This is a genomic window from Acinetobacter lwoffii (assembly GCF_019048525.1).
GTDB classification, from domain to species: domain Bacteria; phylum Pseudomonadota; class Gammaproteobacteria; order Pseudomonadales; family Moraxellaceae; genus Acinetobacter; species Acinetobacter lwoffii_K.
Map to the genome: position 1 here is coordinate 522,796 of NZ_CP077369.1, position 20,884 is coordinate 543,679.

The 20,884-nt window shown below is 45.6% G+C and carries 21 protein-coding genes and 1 riboswitch; of the genes, 12 read left to right on the forward strand and 9 right to left on the reverse strand.

Going from position 1 to position 20,884, the window contains the following annotated elements:
* Nucleotide 1 precedes the first annotated feature (1 nt).
* On the forward strand, nt 2–601 hold the full coding sequence (gene coaE, locus I6L24_RS02555; RefSeq protein WP_004281093.1) for a dephospho-CoA kinase: 600 nt from the start codon (nt 2–4) through the stop codon (nt 599–601).
* A 21-nt stretch (nt 602–622) separates the two neighbouring features.
* Here the strand turns inward: coaE and I6L24_RS02560 are convergent, their stop codons facing one another.
* From I6L24_RS02560 to ppnP, 3 genes are all read right to left on the reverse strand, one after another.
* A complete protein-coding gene (locus tag I6L24_RS02560; protein ID WP_410550518.1) occupies nt 623–1,546 on the reverse strand; it encodes a DMT family transporter in 924 nt (307 codons plus the stop codon).
* Between the two features lie 6 nt (nt 1,547–1,552).
* Nucleotides 1,553–2,302: a 23S rRNA (guanosine(2251)-2'-O)-methyltransferase RlmB gene (gene rlmB / locus I6L24_RS02565; RefSeq protein ID WP_004281091.1), complete on the reverse strand. Its 750-nt coding sequence runs from the start codon at nt 2,300–2,302 to the stop codon at nt 1,553–1,555.
* A gap of 134 nt (nt 2,303–2,436) precedes the next feature.
* The gene (gene ppnP, locus I6L24_RS02570; protein ID WP_004281089.1) at nt 2,437–2,760 is read right to left on the reverse strand and encodes a pyrimidine/purine nucleoside phosphorylase; all 324 of its coding nucleotides are present in this window, start codon (nt 2,758–2,760) and stop codon (nt 2,437–2,439) included.
* A 442-nt stretch (nt 2,761–3,202) separates the two neighbouring features.
* Here ppnP and recN point away from each other — a divergent pair, with 442 nt between their 5' ends.
* From recN to ruvX, 3 genes are all read left to right on the forward strand, one after another.
* A complete protein-coding gene (recN, locus tag I6L24_RS02575; RefSeq protein ID WP_004644925.1) occupies nt 3,203–4,864 on the forward strand; it encodes a DNA repair protein RecN in 1,662 nt (553 codons plus the stop codon).
* A 114-nt stretch (nt 4,865–4,978) separates the two neighbouring features.
* Nucleotides 4,979–5,533, forward strand: a complete 555-nt coding sequence (locus tag I6L24_RS02580; protein ID WP_004281085.1) for a YqgE/AlgH family protein — start codon at nt 4,979–4,981, stop codon at nt 5,531–5,533.
* Nucleotides 5,526–5,969, forward strand: coding sequence for a Holliday junction resolvase RuvX (gene ruvX, locus I6L24_RS02585; protein ID WP_004281083.1), 444 nt, complete (start codon nt 5,526–5,528; stop codon nt 5,967–5,969). The genes I6L24_RS02580 and ruvX overlap by 8 nt, the downstream gene beginning before the upstream one ends.
* Nucleotides 5,970–6,033: 64 nt before the next feature.
* On the opposite strand, the gene I6L24_RS02590 is transcribed toward ruvX, so the two are convergent.
* Nucleotides 6,034–6,654 carry an alpha-ketoglutarate-dependent dioxygenase AlkB family protein gene (locus I6L24_RS02590; protein ID WP_004281082.1) on the reverse strand — a complete coding sequence of 207 codons (621 nt, stop codon included), beginning with the start codon at nt 6,652–6,654 and terminating at the stop codon, nt 6,034–6,036.
* Between the two features lie 151 nt (nt 6,655–6,805).
* Between I6L24_RS02590 and I6L24_RS02595 the strand changes: the two genes are divergently transcribed.
* Nucleotides 6,806–8,608 (forward strand): ABC transporter ATP-binding protein, encoded by a 1,803-nt coding sequence (locus I6L24_RS02595; RefSeq protein ID WP_004281080.1) that lies wholly within the window; start codon nt 6,806–6,808, stop codon nt 8,606–8,608.
* Nucleotides 8,609–8,670: 62 nt separating this feature from the next.
* Here the strand turns inward: I6L24_RS02595 and phoU are convergent, their stop codons facing one another.
* A complete protein-coding gene (phoU, locus tag I6L24_RS02600; protein ID WP_004281079.1) occupies nt 8,671–9,390 on the reverse strand; it encodes a phosphate signaling complex protein PhoU in 720 nt (239 codons plus the stop codon).
* Nucleotides 9,391–9,481: 91 nt separating this feature from the next.
* Nucleotides 9,482–10,843, reverse strand: a complete 1,362-nt coding sequence (gene abuO, locus I6L24_RS02605) for a multidrug efflux outer membrane protein AbuO (protein ID WP_004281078.1) — start codon at nt 10,841–10,843, stop codon at nt 9,482–9,484.
* Nucleotides 10,844–11,135: 292 nt separating this feature from the next.
* On the opposite strand from abuO, the gene I6L24_RS02610 reads away from it, so the two are divergent.
* The 7 genes from I6L24_RS02610 (at nt 11,136) to I6L24_RS02640 (ending at nt 17,891) form a co-directional block, all read left to right on the forward strand.
* Nucleotides 11,136–12,167, forward strand: coding sequence for a hypothetical protein (locus I6L24_RS02610; protein WP_004644924.1), 1,032 nt, complete (start codon nt 11,136–11,138; stop codon nt 12,165–12,167).
* 108 nt (nt 12,168–12,275) lie between these two features.
* A riboswitch (TPP riboswitch) is annotated at nt 12,276–12,408 on the forward strand.
* A gap of 87 nt (nt 12,409–12,495) precedes the next feature.
* Entirely contained in the window at nt 12,496–14,391 is a 1,896-nt protein-coding gene (gene thiC, locus I6L24_RS02615; protein ID WP_004281076.1) for a phosphomethylpyrimidine synthase ThiC, read from the forward strand.
* A 76-nt stretch (nt 14,392–14,467) separates the two neighbouring features.
* Nucleotides 14,468–15,103: an NUDIX domain-containing protein gene (locus tag I6L24_RS02620; protein WP_004281075.1), complete on the forward strand. Its 636-nt coding sequence runs from the start codon at nt 14,468–14,470 to the stop codon at nt 15,101–15,103.
* A complete protein-coding gene (locus tag I6L24_RS02625) occupies nt 15,100–15,912 on the forward strand; it encodes a metallophosphoesterase (RefSeq protein WP_004281073.1) in 813 nt (270 codons plus the stop codon). The genes I6L24_RS02620 and I6L24_RS02625 overlap by 4 nt, the downstream gene beginning before the upstream one ends.
* A 210-nt stretch (nt 15,913–16,122) precedes the next feature.
* Nucleotides 16,123–16,650, forward strand: coding sequence for an RNA polymerase-binding protein DksA (dksA, locus tag I6L24_RS02630; RefSeq protein WP_004281072.1), 528 nt, complete (start codon nt 16,123–16,125; stop codon nt 16,648–16,650).
* A gap of 2 nt (nt 16,651–16,652) precedes the next feature.
* On the forward strand, nt 16,653–17,573 hold the full coding sequence (gene gluQRS / locus I6L24_RS02635; RefSeq protein WP_004281071.1) for a tRNA glutamyl-Q(34) synthetase GluQRS: 921 nt from the start codon (nt 16,653–16,655) through the stop codon (nt 17,571–17,573).
* Between the two features lie 57 nt (nt 17,574–17,630).
* The gene (locus I6L24_RS02640) at nt 17,631–17,891 is read left to right on the forward strand and encodes a zinc ribbon domain-containing protein (protein WP_004281070.1); all 261 of its coding nucleotides are present in this window, start codon (nt 17,631–17,633) and stop codon (nt 17,889–17,891) included.
* Here the strand turns inward: I6L24_RS02640 and ftsW are convergent.
* From ftsW to I6L24_RS02655, 3 genes are all read right to left on the reverse strand, one after another.
* The gene (gene ftsW, locus I6L24_RS02645) at nt 17,880–19,076 is read right to left on the reverse strand and encodes a putative lipid II flippase FtsW (RefSeq protein WP_216986388.1); all 1,197 of its coding nucleotides are present in this window, start codon (nt 19,074–19,076) and stop codon (nt 17,880–17,882) included. The genes I6L24_RS02640 and ftsW overlap by 12 nt on opposite strands.
* Nucleotides 19,077–19,096: 20 nt before the next feature.
* The gene (gene murD, locus I6L24_RS02650; protein WP_004281068.1) at nt 19,097–20,443 is read right to left on the reverse strand and encodes a UDP-N-acetylmuramoyl-L-alanine--D-glutamate ligase; all 1,347 of its coding nucleotides are present in this window, start codon (nt 20,441–20,443) and stop codon (nt 19,097–19,099) included.
* Nucleotides 20,444–20,605: 162 nt separating this feature from the next.
* On the reverse strand, nt 20,606–20,857 hold the full coding sequence (locus I6L24_RS02655; protein ID WP_004281067.1) for a DUF6587 family protein: 252 nt from the start codon (nt 20,855–20,857) through the stop codon (nt 20,606–20,608).
* Nucleotides 20,858–20,884: the final 27 nt, after the last annotated feature.

Consider the following 20,884-nt stretch of genomic DNA (forward strand, 5'->3'; position numbering starts at 1 on the left):
AGTGAAATTTATACTCGGATTAACCGGCGGGATTGGCAGTGGCAAGTCTGCTGCCAGTCAGTGGTTTGAAGCACAAGGGATCACGGTAGTCGATGCCGATGTGGTAGCGCGTGAAGTGGTCGAAATTGGGCAGCCTGCACTTACCCAGATCCAGCAGGCTTTTGGCGATTGGGTACTGCTTGCCGATGGCTCACTGAATCGTCGTGCCTTGCGTGAATATATCTTCCAGTCTCCTGAAGCACGCAAGACCCTGGAAAGTATTACCCATCCGGCAATTCGCACTTCCATTATCCAGCAACTACATGCTGCGCAAAGTCCCTATGCCATTCTGGTTTCACCACTTTTATTTGAAACCAATCAGCACGAACTCACTCAGCATACCTTACTGATTGATGCCACCATCGAACTGCAAATTGAGCGGGCCTCACAACGTGATGGCCAGAATATCGAACAAATTCGCAATATCATTGCCGCCCAAATGTCCCGCGAACAAAAGCAGACCATGGCCGATGATATTGTCCTAAATGATGGTCATCTGGATCATCTCTATGCTCATCTCAGACCATTACATCAAAAATATTTAAACATGGCAGCCAGCTGAAGCATAAAAAAAGCAGTCTGATTAAGACTGCTTTTTTTGTTCTGCTAATTTTCGGCTCAGACTGTCCTGATGCTGTAACCAGCGCCACGGCTGTAAGGCCCCGACGGCCATACCCATCAGGCCACACACCATGGCCAGACTTAAAGTTTCATTTAATAAAGGTACAGCCAGAATTACCGCAATAAAAGGTGCAAGATTGGTAATACTGCCTGCCTTAAATGCACCAAGACGCTTGATGGCTTCTACATAGCTTAAAGTAGCAATAATCACCACAAATATGCCGTGAAAAATGGTCTGAAACAGTAAATGCTTGGGTTCAGGCACACTCAAATTTTTCGGTAAAAATAGCAGATAAATCGGCACATATATCACTGCCGACCAGATCGCGACACCACACATTGCCTGCCATGCAGTTAGCTGATATTTACGCAATAAAACAGTAAAAATCGCCCAAAGTATGGCACTGATAAAAAACAGCCCGTCCCCTGCCCCAAAGGCTACACCAGTTTCCCGATACATCAGCATACTCATGAGACATAGTACGACGATCATAATGATCAGGCTGGCCCAGGTATGTTTATCAAAAGCCTGCCCCATCAGAAAAAAAGCCATGATCGCGGTACAGATCGGAATACAGCCATTCAAGAAAATTGCAGCATGGGCGGTAGGTGCGTAGTGAAAAGCACTATAGGCAAACAGGCAATAAATCACCCCGCCAATCATAGCTAAAATAAAAGGCTCTTTTTTCAGTAAAAAAGCGGCCTCTTTACGATAAAGCAAGATCGGCATCAGAATCAGGAAGGCCAAAGAAAAACGCAAGGCCACAATATCCCAAGCACTGATCTGCCACAGCGCATTCAGGCGGGCTGTTAAAGTAAAACCGCCCCAGATGCACATGGTAACAACTAAAAAAACATAGCCTTGGGTACGGTCTGACAATGCCATCATCAATTAAAGGTTACGTTGACGGCAGGCTTCATACAGCGCCATGCCTGTAGCCACACTGACATTCAGACTTTGCAGATTACCTGCCATCGGAATATACACGGTCTGATCACATTGGCTTTGCGTAATTGGACGTAGGCCAGTATCTTCCGCACCCATCACGATACAGACGCCAGTACCGGTAAAATCAAAATTTTGAATCGGCAGCGCTTTTTCATCCAGCATAGTTCCGACAACACGAACATTAAAATCTTCTTTGATTTGACCCAAAGTACGCGCCAGATTGGTGACCTGAATGAATTTGACTTTGTCCGCACCACCTGCAGCCACTTTACGTGCAGTCGGGGTTAACGTTGCAGAACGATCACGTGGCGCAATCACTGCCTCAACGCCCATTGCAGCGGCTGTACGGATACAGGCACCGAGATTATGCGGATCGGTAATATGATCGAGGGCCAATAACAACGCTTGAGGATTCGCACTCAACAAGGATTCAAGATCTTTTTCATTCAGGGTTGGATGAGCACGAACTGCGGCTACGACCCCCTGATGAAACGGTTGCCCGGCCAGTTTCTCCAGTTTGTCACGGCTGGCTTGCTGCACACTGATCCCAAACGGTTCAGCCAGTTCCAGTACACGCTTTAAACGCTGATCATCGCGTCCTTTGAGAGTGAATAATGTCAAGACACGTTCAGGCTCAAGCTCTAACAATGACTCCACTGAATGTACGCCATAAAAATATTCAGGTTTTGCCATGAACGACCTCTAGATTAGTTATATACAAAAGAAAAATCCCGTAAAGCTGACTTCACAGGATTTCTATAGCTGATTAGTTTAACCGATTCGCACTGAAATTTCTTGCCCGGTTTACACTGATCTTGAATCTGGACTTAACCTTCAAAATGGCAGACATAGTCCAGCACATCATCGGTTTCGATTTTAAAACGGCTATTGCCCGGCACATAGAAAGACTGCCCCGCACGGAACAGCTCACTTTCTTCGCTATCGCCAATCTGAACACGGCATTCACCTGAAACAATTTCCATACGCTCAGGAACATGTGTTTCAAAGGTCAAGGCATTTTCTGATGGCAGAATGACACCCAAAGTTTTTTTGGTCCCGTCTTCAAATTGTACAATGTGGCTAATACACAACCCGCCGAAATATACATTAGATTTTTTAAGTACAGATACATGATCAAACTGAGCTGACATGCGATTTCTCCAGATAAAGCATTTTGTAATATTTTGATTGCTGTAGTTTAAATGTGCACCCTCAACTAATCAATCGAAGTTTGTCGGCGTCGATCAAATATTCTGTATCACCTGAACCCCTTCTATTTACAGCATGTTTTGGCCTGTATTTTGCTGATAGATAAACTTAAGTTTCGATCTGCACGCGCTCTTTTAAAAACAGGCTCAATTGAGTCTTTAATTTAAAGATTGGGGATGTCAAAAATATGAAAATCAGCAGTGCATTAACGGACTTCTGAGTCAGCTTCTTGCGAAAATACAGTGAAATAAGCATATATAAATCGCTAAAATTTAAGATAGAATGAAATTGATTCGTCCTGATTTATAATAATCACAGCCATGTTGCGACCCCAATCCGACATCAGGCTATTTCAATCAAACTTTTCGCAGCCCGGATGCGTTTATGCTGACACATTTAACTCTGATCAATTTTGCTTTAGCTGAACATCTTGCTATTGATATTGATAAAGGTTTTAACGTTTTAACCGGTGAAACCGGTGCAGGTAAATCCCTCTTACTGGATGCATTGTCTGCCTGTTTGGGTGAGCGAACCGATACCAATTATGTACGTTATGGCTCAGAAAAAGCCGATGTCACTGCCAGTTTCAGCTATCAGGAACACAGTCCTGAAGCCGCATGGTTAAAAGAACATGAGCTGGATGACGAATCAGGTGAAATTCATTTACGCCGGGTGATTTTTGCTACCGGCCGCAGCAAGGCCTGGATCAATGGACGTCCGAGCAGCCTGTCTGAACTGAAAGAAATTGGGCGTTTACTGGTACAACTCTATAGCCAGCATAGTCAGCAGCAACTTCTGGAACCGCCTTATCCGAAGCACTGGCTGGATCGTTATTATCATTTTTATGCGCCGGCTCAAGCAGTACGTGATGCGTATAGCACTTGGCAAAAAAATATTCGCCAGCATCAGGCAGCTTTGGATGCACAAGCGACACGCAAGCAGCGTCTGGAAACCCTTGAGCTGCAACTCGAAGAACTGGAAGAAATTGTTCAGACGGATTATCCTGAAATTGAACAGGAATTTGATCGGCTCTCGCATCATGAAGCCATTATGCAGGACTGTGTCTATAGCCTGAATGTGCTGGATGAAGCTGAACAGAATATCACTCAGGAACTGGCATCAATTATGCGTCGGGTTGAGTCGCATGCCGGACGCAGTGAACAGCTTTCCGGGATTTATACTTCCCTACTGAATGCTCAAAGCGAACTTGAAGATGCAGCAGCGAATTTACGCCAGTTTATGGATCGGCAGAGTTTTGATCCTGAACGCATGGAAGTACTGAATTCAACTTTAGAAATCTTCCATCGTCTGGCACGTAAATATCGTACCCAGCCAGAATTACTGAAAGAAGAATATGAAGCCTGGCAAAGTGAACTGGAACAGTTACATCAACTGGAAGATCCGGAAACACTGGCTGAACAGGTAGCAGTGTCTTATCAGGAATTTCTGGATAAAGCCCAACATCTGGATCAGATTCGCCGTGAAGCCGCAGCACCTTTGGCCAAGCAGCTCACTGAGCAGGTCAAACAGCTGGCACTGCCTGAAGCACGTTTTGAGTTTAAGTTTGAGCCTCTGGAACATCCATCTAGCGAAGGCCTGAGCTTTATCCAGCTACTTTTTACTGCCAATAAAGGCATTCCGGCACAGCCTTTGGCCCGGGTTGCATCAGGTGGTGAGCTTTCGCGTATTGCGTTGGTGATGCAAGTCATGAATGCGGAAAAAACCGAAGCGGAAGTGCTGGTCTTTGATGAAATTGATGTCGGGATCAGTGGTGGTACCGCAGAGATTGTCGGGCGTTTACTGGCCGATCTGGCCCAACATGTACAGATTCTGTGTATTACCCATCAGGCGCAGGTTGCAGCACAATCTGATCAGCACCTACTGGTGAAAAAACAGCAGACTGATCCTGCCAGCAGCACGATTATCAATCTTGAAGAAAATGAAATAATTCAGGAGCTTGCAAGAATGACAGGTGGTGTAGAGATTAGTGAAACCACCTTGCAACATGCCCGTCAGTTACGTCAGCTGAAATTTCAGCAGGCTTAAATATTTACAATCTGGACAAATAAAATTTGGTGAATCCAAGAAGCTCTAGTAACGTAGCTATTAGGATCATAGGATTTCTCTGCGAAGAAATTAATTTTAAGGAGAACTGCTCAGGTGACCAAACAGTTTCTGACACATCGTTGTCTGATTGCACCGCCGCATGCGAATGATGATTTTTTTGCCCAGACGGTCATTTATCTCGCACGGCATGATGAAGATGGTGCGCAAGGCATCATTATCAATCGACCTGCCGGCATTCAAATTAAAGAATTGCTGAATGATCTTGATATTGAAGCAGACAATGTCAATCCGCATGAAGTATTGCAAGGTGGTCCATTACGCCCTGAGGCCGGCTTTGTCCTGCATACCGGTCAGCCGACCTGGCATTCGTCTATTGCCGTAGGCGAGAATGTCTGTATTACCACATCGAAAGATATTCTGGATGCCATTGCGCATAATGAAGGCGTTGGTCGCTATCAGATTGCACTTGGCTATGCCAGCTGGGGCAAACACCAGCTGGAACAGGAAATTGCTCGTGGTGACTGGCTGATTTGTGATTCCGATATGGATCTGATTTTTAATTTACCTTATAACGACCGTTGGGACGCTGCCTATAAAAAAATGGGGGTAGACCGCAACTGGTTATCTTCCGAGATTGGACATGCCTGATGTAAACGCGCCACAAACCATTATGGCGTTTGATTTTGGTACACAAAAAATGGGAATGTCGGTCGGACAATCCCTGATTGCTAGTGCCAATCCCCTACCCTTATTTCCCATGAAAGATGGTATTCCCAACTGGGATGAACTACTCAAAATCGTGAAAAGCCATCAACCCAATTTATTTCTGGTCGGCTTACCATTGAATATGGATGATAGTGAATCGGAGCTGTCGACACGGGCGCGAAAATTTGCCCGCCGTTTACGTCATCAGACCAATATTGAAACCTGGATGGTGGATGAACGTTTGACCACCCGTGAAGCACGCGATGAACTGGATCATTACCAAGCTCAAGGTCGAGGCAAGAAACTCTCTGCGGACAGTATTGCGGCTGCCTTGTTGATTGAAAGCTGGTATCGCCATCCTGCCGGAATCACGCCTTAATCTGTTTTTAAATTTTTTTAAATCAGCATCCTTTAGGGTGCTTTTTTACACTCCAAAATGCTTCTTAAGGATAAAAATAACGAAAAGTCAGATTAATTCTCGGTGTTAAAACTTTGCTGGTTTTGCTGATACTGTGCTTCCAGTGCTGCTGCGTCGCGCCACGCATCACAATCAGTTGTCCACTGTGTAACAGCACATCGACTTTATCGCTGTGAATTTTATGCTTAAAGCTCATTTTACGGGTAGCTCCCAGACTTAGAGAAGCGATGACATTTTCCCGAGAGGTACCTGTATATAACGCCGGCTCATCATCACTATGCCAGCCCAAGCCTTGGGAACCATCTTCATACAAATTGGCCAGACAGGAATTAAAGGGATGACCGACCAGAATTTCAATATGCTGCTTTAAACGGAATAATCCGGGTGTCCATACCTGAGCTTGTTTGAGCGTACCAGAATAACGATACTGATAATGTTCATCGCCATACCAGACCACCTGGCGACCTGTGACATGGTGCTTGCCAAATAAATGCACTTCATCATGTTGCCAGGCCAGCTGACTGAGAAAATGCTGTAGATACTGCTGGCTTTGTTCCTGATCCAAAATCAGGCCATAATCCTCCACTACCCCATCAAAAGGTAATACATTGGCTTGCGGCTGGGGTGCAAATAAATCGAGAGTCATATCAATTCAATCCAGTATCCACATGAAAATACTGACATTCGACCTAAAGGATTACAACTGCTCTTCACAAATGACTACAACATTTATGCTTGTGGCTAGCCTAATTCCTGCCTAGACTGAATTCAACTTTCACAATAAAAATAATCCTTTTATGAACTTATGGCAGCTGTTTCAGAAACTTCGTCCCTTTGTTCAGCCTTACCGGTTGCTGGTGATTGCCACGCTGATTCTGACCCTGATTGGCTCATTCACCGCACAGGTCAATGCCATTACCTTGCAATATGCGGTCGACAGCATCAATTCGCTACTCGAAACCGGTCAAGGACTGGAACAAGGCTGGCATATTCTGATCACGATTTCGGCGATTTTGCTCGGCAAAGAAATTATCAATGCCTTTGTCCAGTTCGGGCAGAAGTTCTATGGAGAGAAACTGCGGATTTTTGTCTCTCAGGATCTGGCCCAAGGGATTATTGAAAAATTTTTAAAATATCGGCTGGAATTTTTTAATCAGGAAAATAACCAGGCCGGTAAATTACAGACCCGGATTGACCGTGGCATTGGCTCACTGACCCGTCTGGTGCAAATTTTCTTTATTGATATTTTACCGTTATTTACCAGTGCCATTGTGGCTTTGGGGCTAATGTACTATGCCAATGTGTATGTCGGTCTGGTCGCGACTGCTATTGTTCCTATCTATTTCTGGCTGACCTATAAGCAGGCACAAAAACTCGGGGGCTGGCGCCGCAGTCTTCGCGATGGTCGGGAGAGAAAAAGTCAGGGCATTCTCAGTATCATCAACTCGATTACCGTGATTAAGTCTTTTAACCGCGAATCGATTGAATCGGAAAAGCAGCTCGGTTTACAGCGTGAACTGACCGACAATCAGATGAAAACCCGCCAGACCAGTTTCCTGTTTGATGGCCTGAAAACTTTTCTGGAACAGATCGGGATTGTACTGATCATTATTTTAACCTCCTACTTTGTGCTGGATGGCCAGATGAGTATCGGTATGATCATGTTTCATGTGCTGCTATTTAATAATGTCTCTGCCCCAATTCGATCCCTGCACCGGATTTATGATGAAGTGAATGATGCCATGATCTATTCAGAAAGCTTTTTCAAAATTCTGGAGGCCGATGATGAAATTGAACAAAGCGGTCAGCAGAAACCGATTGTCCAAGGCAAATTTGAACTGAGTGGCGTGAATTTTTATTATCCAAACGGCCACCATGCCCTGAAAGATATTGATATGGAAATTCGCCCCAATAAAATTACCGCCTTGGTGGGCTTATCGGGTGCCGGAAAATCTACCCTCATCAGTTTGCTGGATAAATTTTATGAACCACAGCAAGGTCAGATCAAACTGGATGGCATTGACCTGAAAGATTATGACACCCAATATCTACGCGATCATATTGGTCTGGTCTTACAAAAAAATCATATTTTTCAGGGCACCATCTTTGACAATATCCGTTATGGTAAAACTACTGCCTCAATGGAGGATGTAATTGAGGCAGCAGAAAAAGCCTCGATTCATGAGCAGATTTTACAGTTACCGGATGGTTATGATAACGATGCCTTGATGCTGTCTGGCGGCCAGCAGCAACGGATTGCCTTGGCACGGATGTTCCTGAAAAATCCACCGATTATTTTTCTAGATGAACCGACGGCGAGTCTAGATGCAATTGCCACGGAACAGATTAAACACAGTCTGGACCAGATCAAGCAAGGCCGTACCGTGATCATCATTTCGCATAGCCTGTCGCAGATTATTGATGCGGATTATACTTACGTGATGAAAGAAGGAACGATTGCTGAGCATGGCGAGCACGACCAGCTTTATCATCAGCAAGGCGTGTATAAGGAAATCTTTGATGCGATGGCCAAAAGCCTGAATATTGAAAAAATTGCCAAAACTTTTGAAGATGATGCCGAGGAAGAAACTCATAGTTAGCTTCTCTATCTCAATAAAGAAACCTCCGGTACGGAGGTTTTTTTATTTTAATTTTTTAAGATTTAACGCTGAACTTTCTGTTCAATTTCTTCAACACTGGTATGACGCACATCAAAACCTTTGACCATATAGATCACCTGTTCCGAAATATTCCGGGCATGATCGCCAATTCTTTCGAGTGAACGCAGCACCCACAATACATTGATGACACGACTGATATGCCGTGGGTCTTCAATCATATAAGTCATAAGCGTACGTGTGGCTGACTGATATTCACGGTCAATATCCGCATCCGCCAACATGACCTTCAAAGCTTGATCTACATCCAGACGCGCAAAAGCATCCAGTGCATCATGAATCATCACCCGCACCTGGTTGCCAATATGCCGGGTTTCCATATAACCGCGTGGTGAGCTACCCTCTTCACACAAGCTTTGTGCAATTCGGCCTATTTTCGAGGCTTCATCGCCAATCCGTTCCAGATCGGTATTGGCCTTGGACATGGCAAGCACCATACGTAAATCAATCGCGGCAGGATGACGGCGCGCCAGAATCAGGGTCAGCGCTTCATCAATATCTCGTTCCATCTGATTGACGACATTATCTTGAAACTGCACATCTACTGCCATTGAGACATCTGTGTCCAATAGGGCATGAATGGCATTAGCTACCTGCTGTTCTACCAGTCCGCCCATCGTCATGAATTTGGTATTTACGTCCTGCAGTTCTTCATTAAATTGCGAAGAAATGTGATGACTTAATACAGGATTATTTGGACACAAGGAAAGCTACTCCTGAACGATAGAGGACAATGATCAATAATAAATCATATTAAAGCATATCCATGATGAAAGTTTGATGACAATAGTAGCCTCATAGAGGCTGAGGCGAATCATATTCAATCAGCCAGGCATTCAGCTCTGCCAGTTCCTTTTCGGTTAACTGCCCGACCGAGGCCTGCAATTGCAGCACATGCAACAGATAATCATATTTGGCATTCAAATAATCGGTCTTGGCAGAAAAGGCATTACGCTGTGCCAGCAACACATCGACCATGGTTTTTAAGCCTTCCTGATATTGGGCTCTGGACGCTTGTGAGACAATTTCCGAAGAGTCCATCGCGGCTTTACGTGCATTCAGTTTGGCCTGATCGGTTTCTACCTGCATAAAGGACTGTTTCACATCGGTATTGGCTTTACGGATAGCCGCATCCAGTTGCGCTTCACTTTTTTGCACATTAACGCCGGCCTGACGGATACTTTTTTGCGTGCGTCCACCGCTAAATACATTCCAGTTCACCTCCACCCCAATCTGGTCGAAATCTCCATTGCTGGACATGATCGTAGCCGGACTTTGCTTTAAATAGCCATAGGTTCCGACCACTTCGACCTGCGGATAGAGCGCAGCCTGTTCGACCCGTTTGGCATCTTCAGAATAGCGCTTTTGCAGACGCGCTTGCAGAATATTCAGATTTTGGCTTTGTGCTAATTCGGTCCAGGACTGCATATCACTTGGAACCGGTTTCTGGAACTGGAAATCGTTGCGTAATACCGCCAGATTTTCCTGATAAGGGCCGATTAACTGTGCCAGCTGTTCTTGGGCCAGTACCAGCTGAACTTGAGTCGAAATCCGGTTGGCTTGGGCACTTTGATACTGGGCATTGGCTTCACTGACCTCACTACGCGCCACCAAACCTTCTTTCAGCTTAGCATTCATCATGCGTAACTGTTCAGACAGCGCCTGCTCTTCCTGTAAATAAGCCGTAGTCAAAGACTGCTGCCGCAAGACATTAAAATAGGCTTCGGCCACCTGTAAAATATGCTGCTGTTTTTGCAGACGCAGATTGACTTCACTGAGTTCGACCGAGGTCTTGACCTGCTTATAACCTTGCCAGGCATCCCAGCGAAATAAAGGTTGGCGTGCGGTTAAGGCCACCTGACGGCTGGTTGTACTGGAACTTTGCAACTCACCAAATTCAGCAGGCAAACCTTCAGACTCTGAGTTGTTGACGGACTGGTTTTTACGGGTCACATTTCCAGATAAAGTCACGGTCGGCAGCAAATTTCCGCTGGCAATCCCCAGATTGAGCTGATCAGATTGGTACTGCAACACATTCGCCTGCCAATTTGGATCATTTTGCTGGGCGCGTGCATACGCTTCTTGTAAATCCAGGGCAAAAATCGCCGGACTAATTAATAGCAATAAACAGGCCATGACACTGCGTTTTAATTTCATTTTATAGTGTTAACCCCTAACAGCCATTCAGATCAAAAAATTCTGGCGCTTTAAGCTAAGCCATACTAAAGAGATCTCTTGAATTTTTACGTATGATTTTTATTAATTTTTTAATATAAAGATCAATTTTTATCCATCATTAATTCAATTTTCTGGCTCCCATACCGGCAATGTAACAAAGCAATTCACAATACTAAACATAGTATTTTAGTTTGATCTATACAATATCTCCCAGTAAGGCCGTTATTTTCTGAATTCACCTATATATACAGAGTCCTGAAGCATAGTGTTAATGCCATTCCCGTCGATATTCAAAGCCTGTGTGCTTGCTGGTAGCGTGCTGCTTCTTGGGGGCTGCCAACAGCCCTCAGATCCACAGATCCAGGTCGAACAGACTGAGGCGAAGCAAACGCAAAGTCCAGTCAGTGACTTTAGCCTCATGTGCCAGAATATTGAAAAAAATATGTCCCAGATTAATGACCAGCGCACGACGTTTGCGCTGGAGCAGATTAATCAGGATCTTAAAGTGTGCCTGCCGTTGATGGACTTGGCGGAGCAGAAGCAACTGATGCAGCGCTCTACCGAAATGTATCAGCGCTTTTTAAAGGTGGATCGCACCGAATTTCAGCAACGCGCCTTTGAGCAGTATGCACTGGAAATGGCGCAGCATCCCACCATTCAGCATGCGCATTTTCAACAGCTCACCTCACGTGACCAGTATCTGTTAAAACACAAGGGGCAGGCTTATGTAGAACTGCTGGATCTGGGGGATGGCACTTTACATTATCGCCGCAGTCCGGAATATCTGGCGCGTATTTTTGCCCCTTATTTACCGGCCGCTGAAAAAGCCTTTATTGAAAATCTGGCGGAACAGAATATGGAACCGGTGCTGGTGGAAAAACGCCTGCAGATTGAAGCCACTGATATTGCAGCCCGCAGTCTGCTTTGGGAAGACTATCTCAAGACTTATCCGAATAGCAGTTATAAACGCGATGCTGAATATCTGCTGAAGCAATATACCTATTTCCTGTTTAGAGGTACCGAGCAATCCCCGGTGTCGGAAGATTATCGCGATCGTTATGCTGTGGATACCAGTCATCTGGAAACTATTATTGGACTATCAAACGGCCAGAAATCAACGCTGTCCACACAGGCACGCCTGTTTCTGGAATTTCTGGACATGACTCCGGAACAGCGCCAACAAGTCTTGCCTGCCGATTATAGAAACCGCTCGGAAGCAGAACAGATTCTGTACTATGCCCAGATCAGCCCGCCCTCACAAAAATATGATAAAGACTGCTTTACCGATGCCATCTGTATCTAGTTGGGATCAGTTTCACCTTCAATCAATATCGCCATGTCTAAATCAATCCTCGTTTAAAGTTGAGCGATTTAGACCTGTTTATTCTGCCTAAACTGAGCTAAGCTTTAGCCTCGCTTGACGGAGCGCGAGTAATGCCTCGCTGAGATCATGTGATTCCTTTTATCGTTATCAGGAATTGAGCATGAGTACCGTTGAACCTGATCAGGTTAATACCTGCGTAGGAATCAAGCCAGCTAAAAACCCAGCCCTTGCTTTATCTGTTCAGGATAAATCTGCCTACGTTTTTGGTCGTGCTTGATTCGTTGATGTCATCATAAGGATCATAGCCATGAACCAGTTAACGAATCTTTCTTCTGAAACCACTCTCTCCGCTCATGAACAGGAAGCACGCGATTTAACGCGAATTCTGCCTGCCTCACGTAAAGTCTATCTGCAAGGCTCCCGTCCTGATATTCAGGTACCGATGCGGGAGATTTCCTTAAGTGAAACCCCGACCAGTCTGGGCGGTGAACATAATCCGCCATTAATGGTCTATGACACGTCTGGTGTTTATACTGACCCCGATGTGACGATTGACCTGAACAAAGGTCTGCCGAATATTCGTGAAAGCTGGATTGAGCAGCGCAACGATAGTGAAATTCTGGATCAGCTCAGTTCTGAATTTGGCCGCCAGCGTTTACGCGATATCCGTACCGCTGCGATCCGTTTCGCGCATATTCAAAAACCACGCAAAGCCAAATGCGGCCGCAACATCACCCAGATGCATTATGCCAAGCAAGGCATTATCACACCGGAAATGGAATACATTGCCATTCGTGAAAACCTACGTCAACTCGATGGTGTCGATATGCGCCAGCATCCGGGCCAGAATTTTGGTGCAAAAAACCTGACTGAAATTACGCCAGAATTTGTGCGTCAGGAAGTCGCCGCCGGCCGCGCGATTATTCCGGCCAATATCAATCATCCGGAACTGGAACCGATGATCATCGGGCGTAATTTTTTGGTCAAAATCAATGCCAATATTGGTAATTCTGCACTCGGTTCAAGTATCGAAGAAGAAGTCTCGAAAATGACCTGGGCGACGCGCTGGGGTGCAGACACAATCATGGACCTCTCGACCGGCCAGAATATTCATGAAACCCGTGAATGGATTATCCGCAACTCTCCTGTACCAATTGGAACCGTACCGATCTATCAGGCACTGGAAAAAGTCAATGGTGTGGCCGAAGACCTGACCTGGGAGATCTTTAAAGACACCCTGATTGAACAGGCTGAACAAGGTGTGGACTATTTCACCATTCATGCCGGCGTGCTTTTAAGATATGTACCGCTGACTGCCAACCGTTTGACCGGTATCGTATCGCGTGGCGGTTCGATCATGGCGCAGTGGTGTCTGGCACATCATCAGGAAAACTTCTTGTATACCCATTTCGATGAAATCTGCGAGATCATGAAAGCTTATGACGTATCGTTTAGTCTCGGCGATGGCCTACGTCCGGGCTGTGTGCAGGATGCCAATGACGAAGCGCAATTTGCCGAACTTCGAACTTTGGGCGAACTGACCCACCGTGCCTGGGAGCATGATGTTCAGGTGATGATTGAAGGCCCGGGCCATGTCCCGATGCATATGATCAAGGAAAATATGGATCTGCAACTGGAAGTCTGTAAAGAAGCACCCTTTTATACCTTGGGGCCACTCACCACCGATATCGCACCGGGTTATGACCATATTACTTCGGCAATAGGAGCCGCGATGATTGGCTGGTACGGCACCGCAATGCTGTGTTATGTGACGCCTAAAGAGCATCTCGGTTTACCCAATAAAAAGGATGTCAAAGACGGCATTATTACCTACAAGATTGCCGCACATGCAGCCGATCTGGCCAAAGGTCATCCGGGTGCGCAAGCCCGGGATAATGCCCTGTCCAAGGCGCGTTTTGAGTTCCGCTGGGAAGACCAGTTTAACTTGAGTCTGGATCCGGACACGGCGCGCAGCATGCATGATGAAACCATGCCGAAAGCCGCGCATAAATCCGCGCACTTTTGTTCCATGTGCGGACCAAAGTTCTGTTCAATGAAGATTAGCCAGAATGTTCGTGATTATGCCAGTCAACAGGCCAATCCTGATCAGCCGGCAAGCTCTCAGGCCGAAATTGAAGCCGGCATGAATCAGATGAAAGCCAGCTTCCACAACTCTGGTCAAAATTTATACCACAAACTATAAAACTGTAAAAAAAACAGTTGTCTTCAAAAAAAACTCAGATAGGATGAAAATAAATCAATTCATTCTATCTGAGCATATGAATATTATTAAACAGGCCTCTTATAATAAAAAAGACTTTAGCGTAGAGGCACGTGAGTTCTTGTACCAGGGATTTATTCAGGTAGAAAAAGTCAGCCTGAAACACCGTTTATTTAATCAGGAAAGCTCAACCCCTATTTTGCAACGTGAGCTGATTCATCGGCCAGAAGCAGCGGGTGTGCTGATGTACAATCATCAACAGCAGAAATTCGGCCTGATCGAACAGTTCCGGATTGGCGGACTGGATGATATCGACTCTCCTTGGCAACTCGAAGTAATTGCTGGCGTTCTGGATGGCGATGAAGCGCCTGAAACATGCATCCGTCGCGAAGCACTCGAAGAATCAGGCTGTACCCTGGATGAGCTGCAGCACATTTTCAGCTTCTATCCGTCCGCCGGGGCATGTTCCGAATTATTTCATTTATATGTGGCGCAGACCGAATTGCCTGAACAGGGCGGTATTTTTGGCATGCCGGATGAAGGTGAAAATATCCAGCTGCATATTCTGGATTATGCTGATATTCCGTCCTTGCTCACGAATGGTCGCTTAAGAAATGCACCTGTCATTATGGCCTTGCAATGGTTGCAACAACATATTCATACTGCAGGAATATGTCTAAGGGGAAAGACATGAGTTTTCAGCAGTCAAGCATAAACACACAGCCAGATTGGACCATTATCCAGATTTCTGATACCCATTTGATGGATCGGGAAGAGCTGGAATTTGCCCGGATGAATCCCGAGCAGAGTTTTCACGAGGTGATGCAGCAGATCCAACAGCGCTTTCCCCAAATGGATGCACTGATTCATACCGGTGATCTGGCACAGGTGCCGGTCGAGCAGACTTATCAACGCTATTTAGCATTTGTCCAGTCTTTAAACGTGCCGTATTATCAGATTCCAGGTAACCATGACGATTCTCGGGTGTTCCCTTTTCACCAGCATGCGAATCAGGTACATGCCATTCATTTTGGCACCTGGACCATGATCCTGTTAAATAGTGCCGTTCAAGGCAAGATCGATGGCTGGGTGGAACAAGCTCAACTCGATCAATTGGACCAATTATTGCTTGAATTTAAGCATCAGCATGTCATTGTCGCTTGCCATCATCATCCTTTTGCGATGAAATCGTACTGGATTGATCAGCACCGGCTGAAAAATGCTGAAGATTTAAAAGATGTACTGGCTCGGCATCATAATATCAAGCTGGTTCTGTTTGGTCATGTGCATCAGGATTCCTGCAACGAATGGCATGGCATCTACTTTTTATCCACGCCATCGACCAGTGTGCAGTTTAAACCTAAAAGTGAAGATTTCGCGCTAGATCAGGCGGCACCAGGTTATCGTGTATTACATTTGCAACAAAATGGTGAGTTTGATACCTATATTGAACGGGTGGCATTGAGCCAGCAAAATATTAATACCGAAATTTCAGGTTATTAACTTTTCAATTTGTTTTTTTTGCATTACTTTATTGCAACCAAAGGAAATGTGATATGCATAGTCCAGACATCAAAGACTATCAATAAGCATAAAAAGTCTATATGATGACGGCCCCCATAGGAGGATAATCTTTCTACAGGGTGGATAAAAAACTGCATATCACCATATTTTTTGCGTAGCAATCATACGCATAGATGAGGAATGCCCTAAATGGCGAATGACAACCAAAATCAAGTCTTAGACAATCAAACTGATGTTGTAGAAGAGAAAGCTGCAAAGCGCGTACGCAAATCTAAGCCTAAAACGACTGACGGTGGTTCTACTGCTAGCTTATTTGGTATTGAACCTTATCAACCTAAAAAAAATGAAGAATACATGTCTGAAGGTCAGCTTCAGCATTTCCGCCAAATCTTGCTGGCTTGGAAAGCTGAGTTGATGTCAGAAGTGGATCGTACCCTCAATACGATGCAAGACGAAAATACTGCTCTTCCAGATGTGAATGACCGTGCGACTCAGGAAGAAGAGTTTGCGATTGAGTTACGTACCCGTGACCGTGAACGTAAACTGATTCGTAAAATCGAACAGTCGATCGAAGCAATCCAGAATGATGACTATGGTTTCTGTGAAACTTGTGGTATCGAGATTGGCTTGCGTCGTTTAGAAGCACGTCCAACGGCTACTTTATGTATTGACTGCAAAACCCTTGCAGAGATCAAAGAGAAGCAAAATAACGGTTAAGTATGTCTGTAAATAATCCTCCCCTAACCCCTCCTTTAAAAAAGGAGGGGGACAACAGGATGGCTTATGTGGGCCGGTTCGCGCCATCGCCAACCGGCCCTTTGCATTTTGGCTCCCTCATTACCGCAGTTGCCAGTTACTGCGATGCCAAAGCCAATCAAGGCACATGGCTGGTCCGGATTGAAGACACCGATATTCCCCGCATTTATCCCGGCAGCGAAGAGCATATCCTGCGTGCCATGGATGCCTTTCAGCTTGAACCTGATGCCGAAATCATTTTCCAGAAAGACCGTTTAGATATTTACGAAGACGTCATCCAGCAATTACGTCAGCAAGACCTAGTCTATGCCTGTCAATGTACCCGTAAAATGCTCGGTTCCAACCATATCTATCAGGATACCTGCCGCAACTTGGGTCTGGCTTTTGAGCATCAGGCCATCCGTTTAAAAGTTGAAGATGTTGAAATCTGTTTTGAAGACCGGCTGCAAGGTCAGCACTGTTCAGAACTGAAAAAAGATCTGGGCGATTTTGTCTTAAAACGTCGTGACGGCATTATGAATTACCAGCTGGCTGTAGTAGTCGATGACTATCTGCAAGGTATGACTCATGCGGTACGTGGAGCTGATCTTTTAGATAATACCGAACGGCAAATCTATCTGGGACAGTTACTCGGTTATCCGCGTCTGAGCTATATGCATCTACCGCTGGCAATGAATGATCAGGGGCAAAAACTGTCAAAACAGAATCTGGCCCAAGCACTGGATTTAACTCAGGCACCGCAATTATTAAAACAGGCACTTCAGGCTTTGCATCAGGCTGAAGTTGATTTGGACACTCCCGATCGGATGCTGCAACAGGCGGTAGTACAATGGGACATTGAGCGGATTCCACATACAACTGAGCTACAAGGTCACTATTTATAAAAACAGCTTTTCACTTAAGCTAGACTTCTAGAATGAAAAATTGATAGGAAGAAGAGTATGTTTTTTATTTTTGGCGTCGGCCCTAAAACCAAAACCATTGAGAAAAGCCAGTTTCTGTGTCCGGTCTGCCGTACTCGTTCGGGCTATGAGCTAAAACAGCAGCGTAATTATTTTTCTTTATTTTTTATACCCTTGATTCCACTTTCCAAGCCTAAATCTGCTTTTGTGACCTGTTCCAATTGTGGAACCGCAATGCCGAGCACGGTACTGGACCATGCTCAGCCAGAGCCAGGACGAAACTCCAATCTAGAAGCTTGATTCTTCGCGGCTTGGATTGGCCTGACGCGTGGTCGAATCAATTTTCAGAATCAGACTGATCATGACCGCACAGATAATCAGGGATGAACCGCCATAACTAATAAATGGCAAGGTCAAACCCTTGGTCGGCAACATGCCCATATTCATACCGGCATTCACCAGAATCTGTAACAGGAAAATGATACTGATGCCATAAGCCAGATAGCCGGCACGCAAATATTGATGCTGCAAGGCGCGGTGTCCAATGCGGATACAGCAAACCAGCATGGTGAAGGACAAGATCAGGATGGTTGAAATGCCTAAAAAGCCAAATTCTTCACCCAAAATTGCCAGCATGAAATCGGTATGCGCCTCAGGCAAATAAGACATTTTCTGGATACTATGCCCCAAGCCTACCCCTGCCCACTCCCCACGGCCAAAGGCCATAAGGGCATTAGAGAGCTGATAACCGGTGCCTAAGGGATCTTCCCAAGGATTCGAAAAAGACAGCAGACGTTGCAGACGATACGGTTCCAACAGAATCGCGGCAGCAAATGCGCCGACCAAGGTCATAAAAGCCACACCGAACTGAATCCACGGCGCACCCGCCAGAAAGAACACGCCAAGCATGGTTAAGGTAATTACCACGGTTGCACCCAAGTCAGGCTCGAGAATAATCAAACCGACGGTAGCACCCATGATGGCACTTAAACGGACCAGACCCTTGATATTATTCCGTACTTCTTCCGCACGGCGCACCACGTAGTCTGCAGTAAAAATTGCCATCATCACTTTGGCGACTTCCGAAGCCTGTAAGGTAAAGCCTGCGATCCGAATCCAGCGTTTGGAACCATTGACTTCCGTCCCGACAAATAGCACGGCCACCAAAAGTACGATGGTAATAATCCACAAAAAGAAAGTGTTATTAAACCAGACTTTTAAGGGGATTTTATAAGCCAGAAAAGCTGCTACGGCAGCGACAAAAATCGAAATCCCATGTCGGCTAATATAGTGAAACGGATTTTCATGCATACGTTCTGCATAGGGCATCGAGGCCGATGCCACCATGATCGAACCAATGCAGAGCAAAGCCAACACACAGAAAATCAATACATTCCGTGGATTCACTTCAGCAGGTATTCTAGGTATCCACTGCGTATAAAATTGATTTAATTTATTGATCGTAGTCTGAGCAAACCCAGCCATATCACGAATCCTTGTTATTCTTAATTGAGTTCATTCACATACGCAACAAACTTGCGACCACGCTCAGGATAACCCGAGAACATATCAAAACTTGCGCATGCAGGAGACAATAGCACGACATCATGTGCCTGAGTGTGCTTTTGGCAGATTTCTACTGCCTGCTGCAAGCTGTCCGCATGAATCAGTTCAATCGTACCCGCAATCGCTGCTTCAATGACGGGACGATCTTCACCGATTAATACCGCTACTTTGGCATATTTGCTTAATGATTCACGCAAGGCTTTAAAGTCCTGCCCTTTGCCCTGACCACCGAGAATAATCGCGACTTTACCGCCTTGGGCTTCAATGGCCATGCCGAGACCGTCCAGTGCTGCCAAGGTTGCGCCGATATTGGTACCTTTGGAGTCATTATAATAACGTACGCCTTGCACTTCTTTAACGAATTCACAGCGATGTTCCAGACCTTTAAAGGTCTTTAAGGTATTCAACATGCTTTCCAGTGGCAGGCCAATCGCTTCACCCAGCGCCAGACAGGCCAAGGCATTGGCAACATTATGCGTGCCCTGCATATACATCTCGGTACTTTTCAGCAGACGCTCACGACCACGCGCCAGCCAGATGCTGCCATCCGTATCCTTGAGAATACCGTACTGGTTCATATCCGGTGCATTTAGACCAAAGCTTTGTATCGGTGTTACGTCTGGCACCAGAGGACGGGTCAAAGAGTCATCACGGTTATAGACGACTTTTTTTACACCCTGGAAAATCCGGTGTTTCGCCGTGTGATAACCCATCATATCGCCATGACGATCCAGATGATCTTCACTCATGTTCAACACCACCGCGACTTCAGCCGCCAGATTTGAGGTGGTTTCCAGCTGAAAACTGGACAGCTCGAGTATATACAGCTCAGGATCGTCTTTAGTCAGGTCTAGCGCAGGACGACCTAAGTTACCACCGATAGCGACTTTTTTACCAGCATCCGCTGCCATCAAGCCAATCAAGGTCGTCACGGTACTTTTGGCATTAGAACCGGTAATTGCTACGATTGGCTTGTCTGTAGCACGGCGTAAAATCTGGATTTCACTGACTACTGGAATGCCCTTGTTGATGGCTGCCTGAATTTCAGGAAGTTTAGGATCAAGTCCTGGGCTGATCACGATTTCTTCCGCAGACAACAACAGCTCGGCATCAAACTGACCGAAACTGGTCTGAACTTCAGCGGGTATCTGCTCATGCCCTGGCGGGTTAGCTCTAGAATCTGTTACTGCAACGCGGTAGCCCTGACTATGCAAGAAATTGACTGCTGCAACACCTGATATTCCGAGTCCTGCAACGACTTTTAACCCACCACGTTGTATTAACATTTTCGCCCCATATTTTGGTCTATTTTGAAACTGACGAAATGGTAGCACTTTGCTGTTTTGAATGCCTTTTCTGATTGGCTTTTCTGCACATTTTTTTTGTGTCCATGCGTAAAAAAACCGTCATGATCATGACGGTTTTTAAAATTCAGCCAGAAAAGGAAATTATTTCCATTTCACCGCTTGTTGGGCTGGCTTTTCTTCTGAACTTTTTTCTGAAACCGGACAGGCACAGTTGCCACCACAGCCTGCAGCCATACCCGGTTGCAGCCATTTGGCCAGACGCTGCCAACCCTTGGCCGCACAGGCATCAGACAGCTTCTGAAAGACTGAATTAGAGGTGTTGGGAAACACCTTTTTGAATACGACCAGCATGCTCCAAAGCACCAGCGCTGTCACAATTAGAATTTCAATCATCTCAATCTCCCATACCTATACAATGCA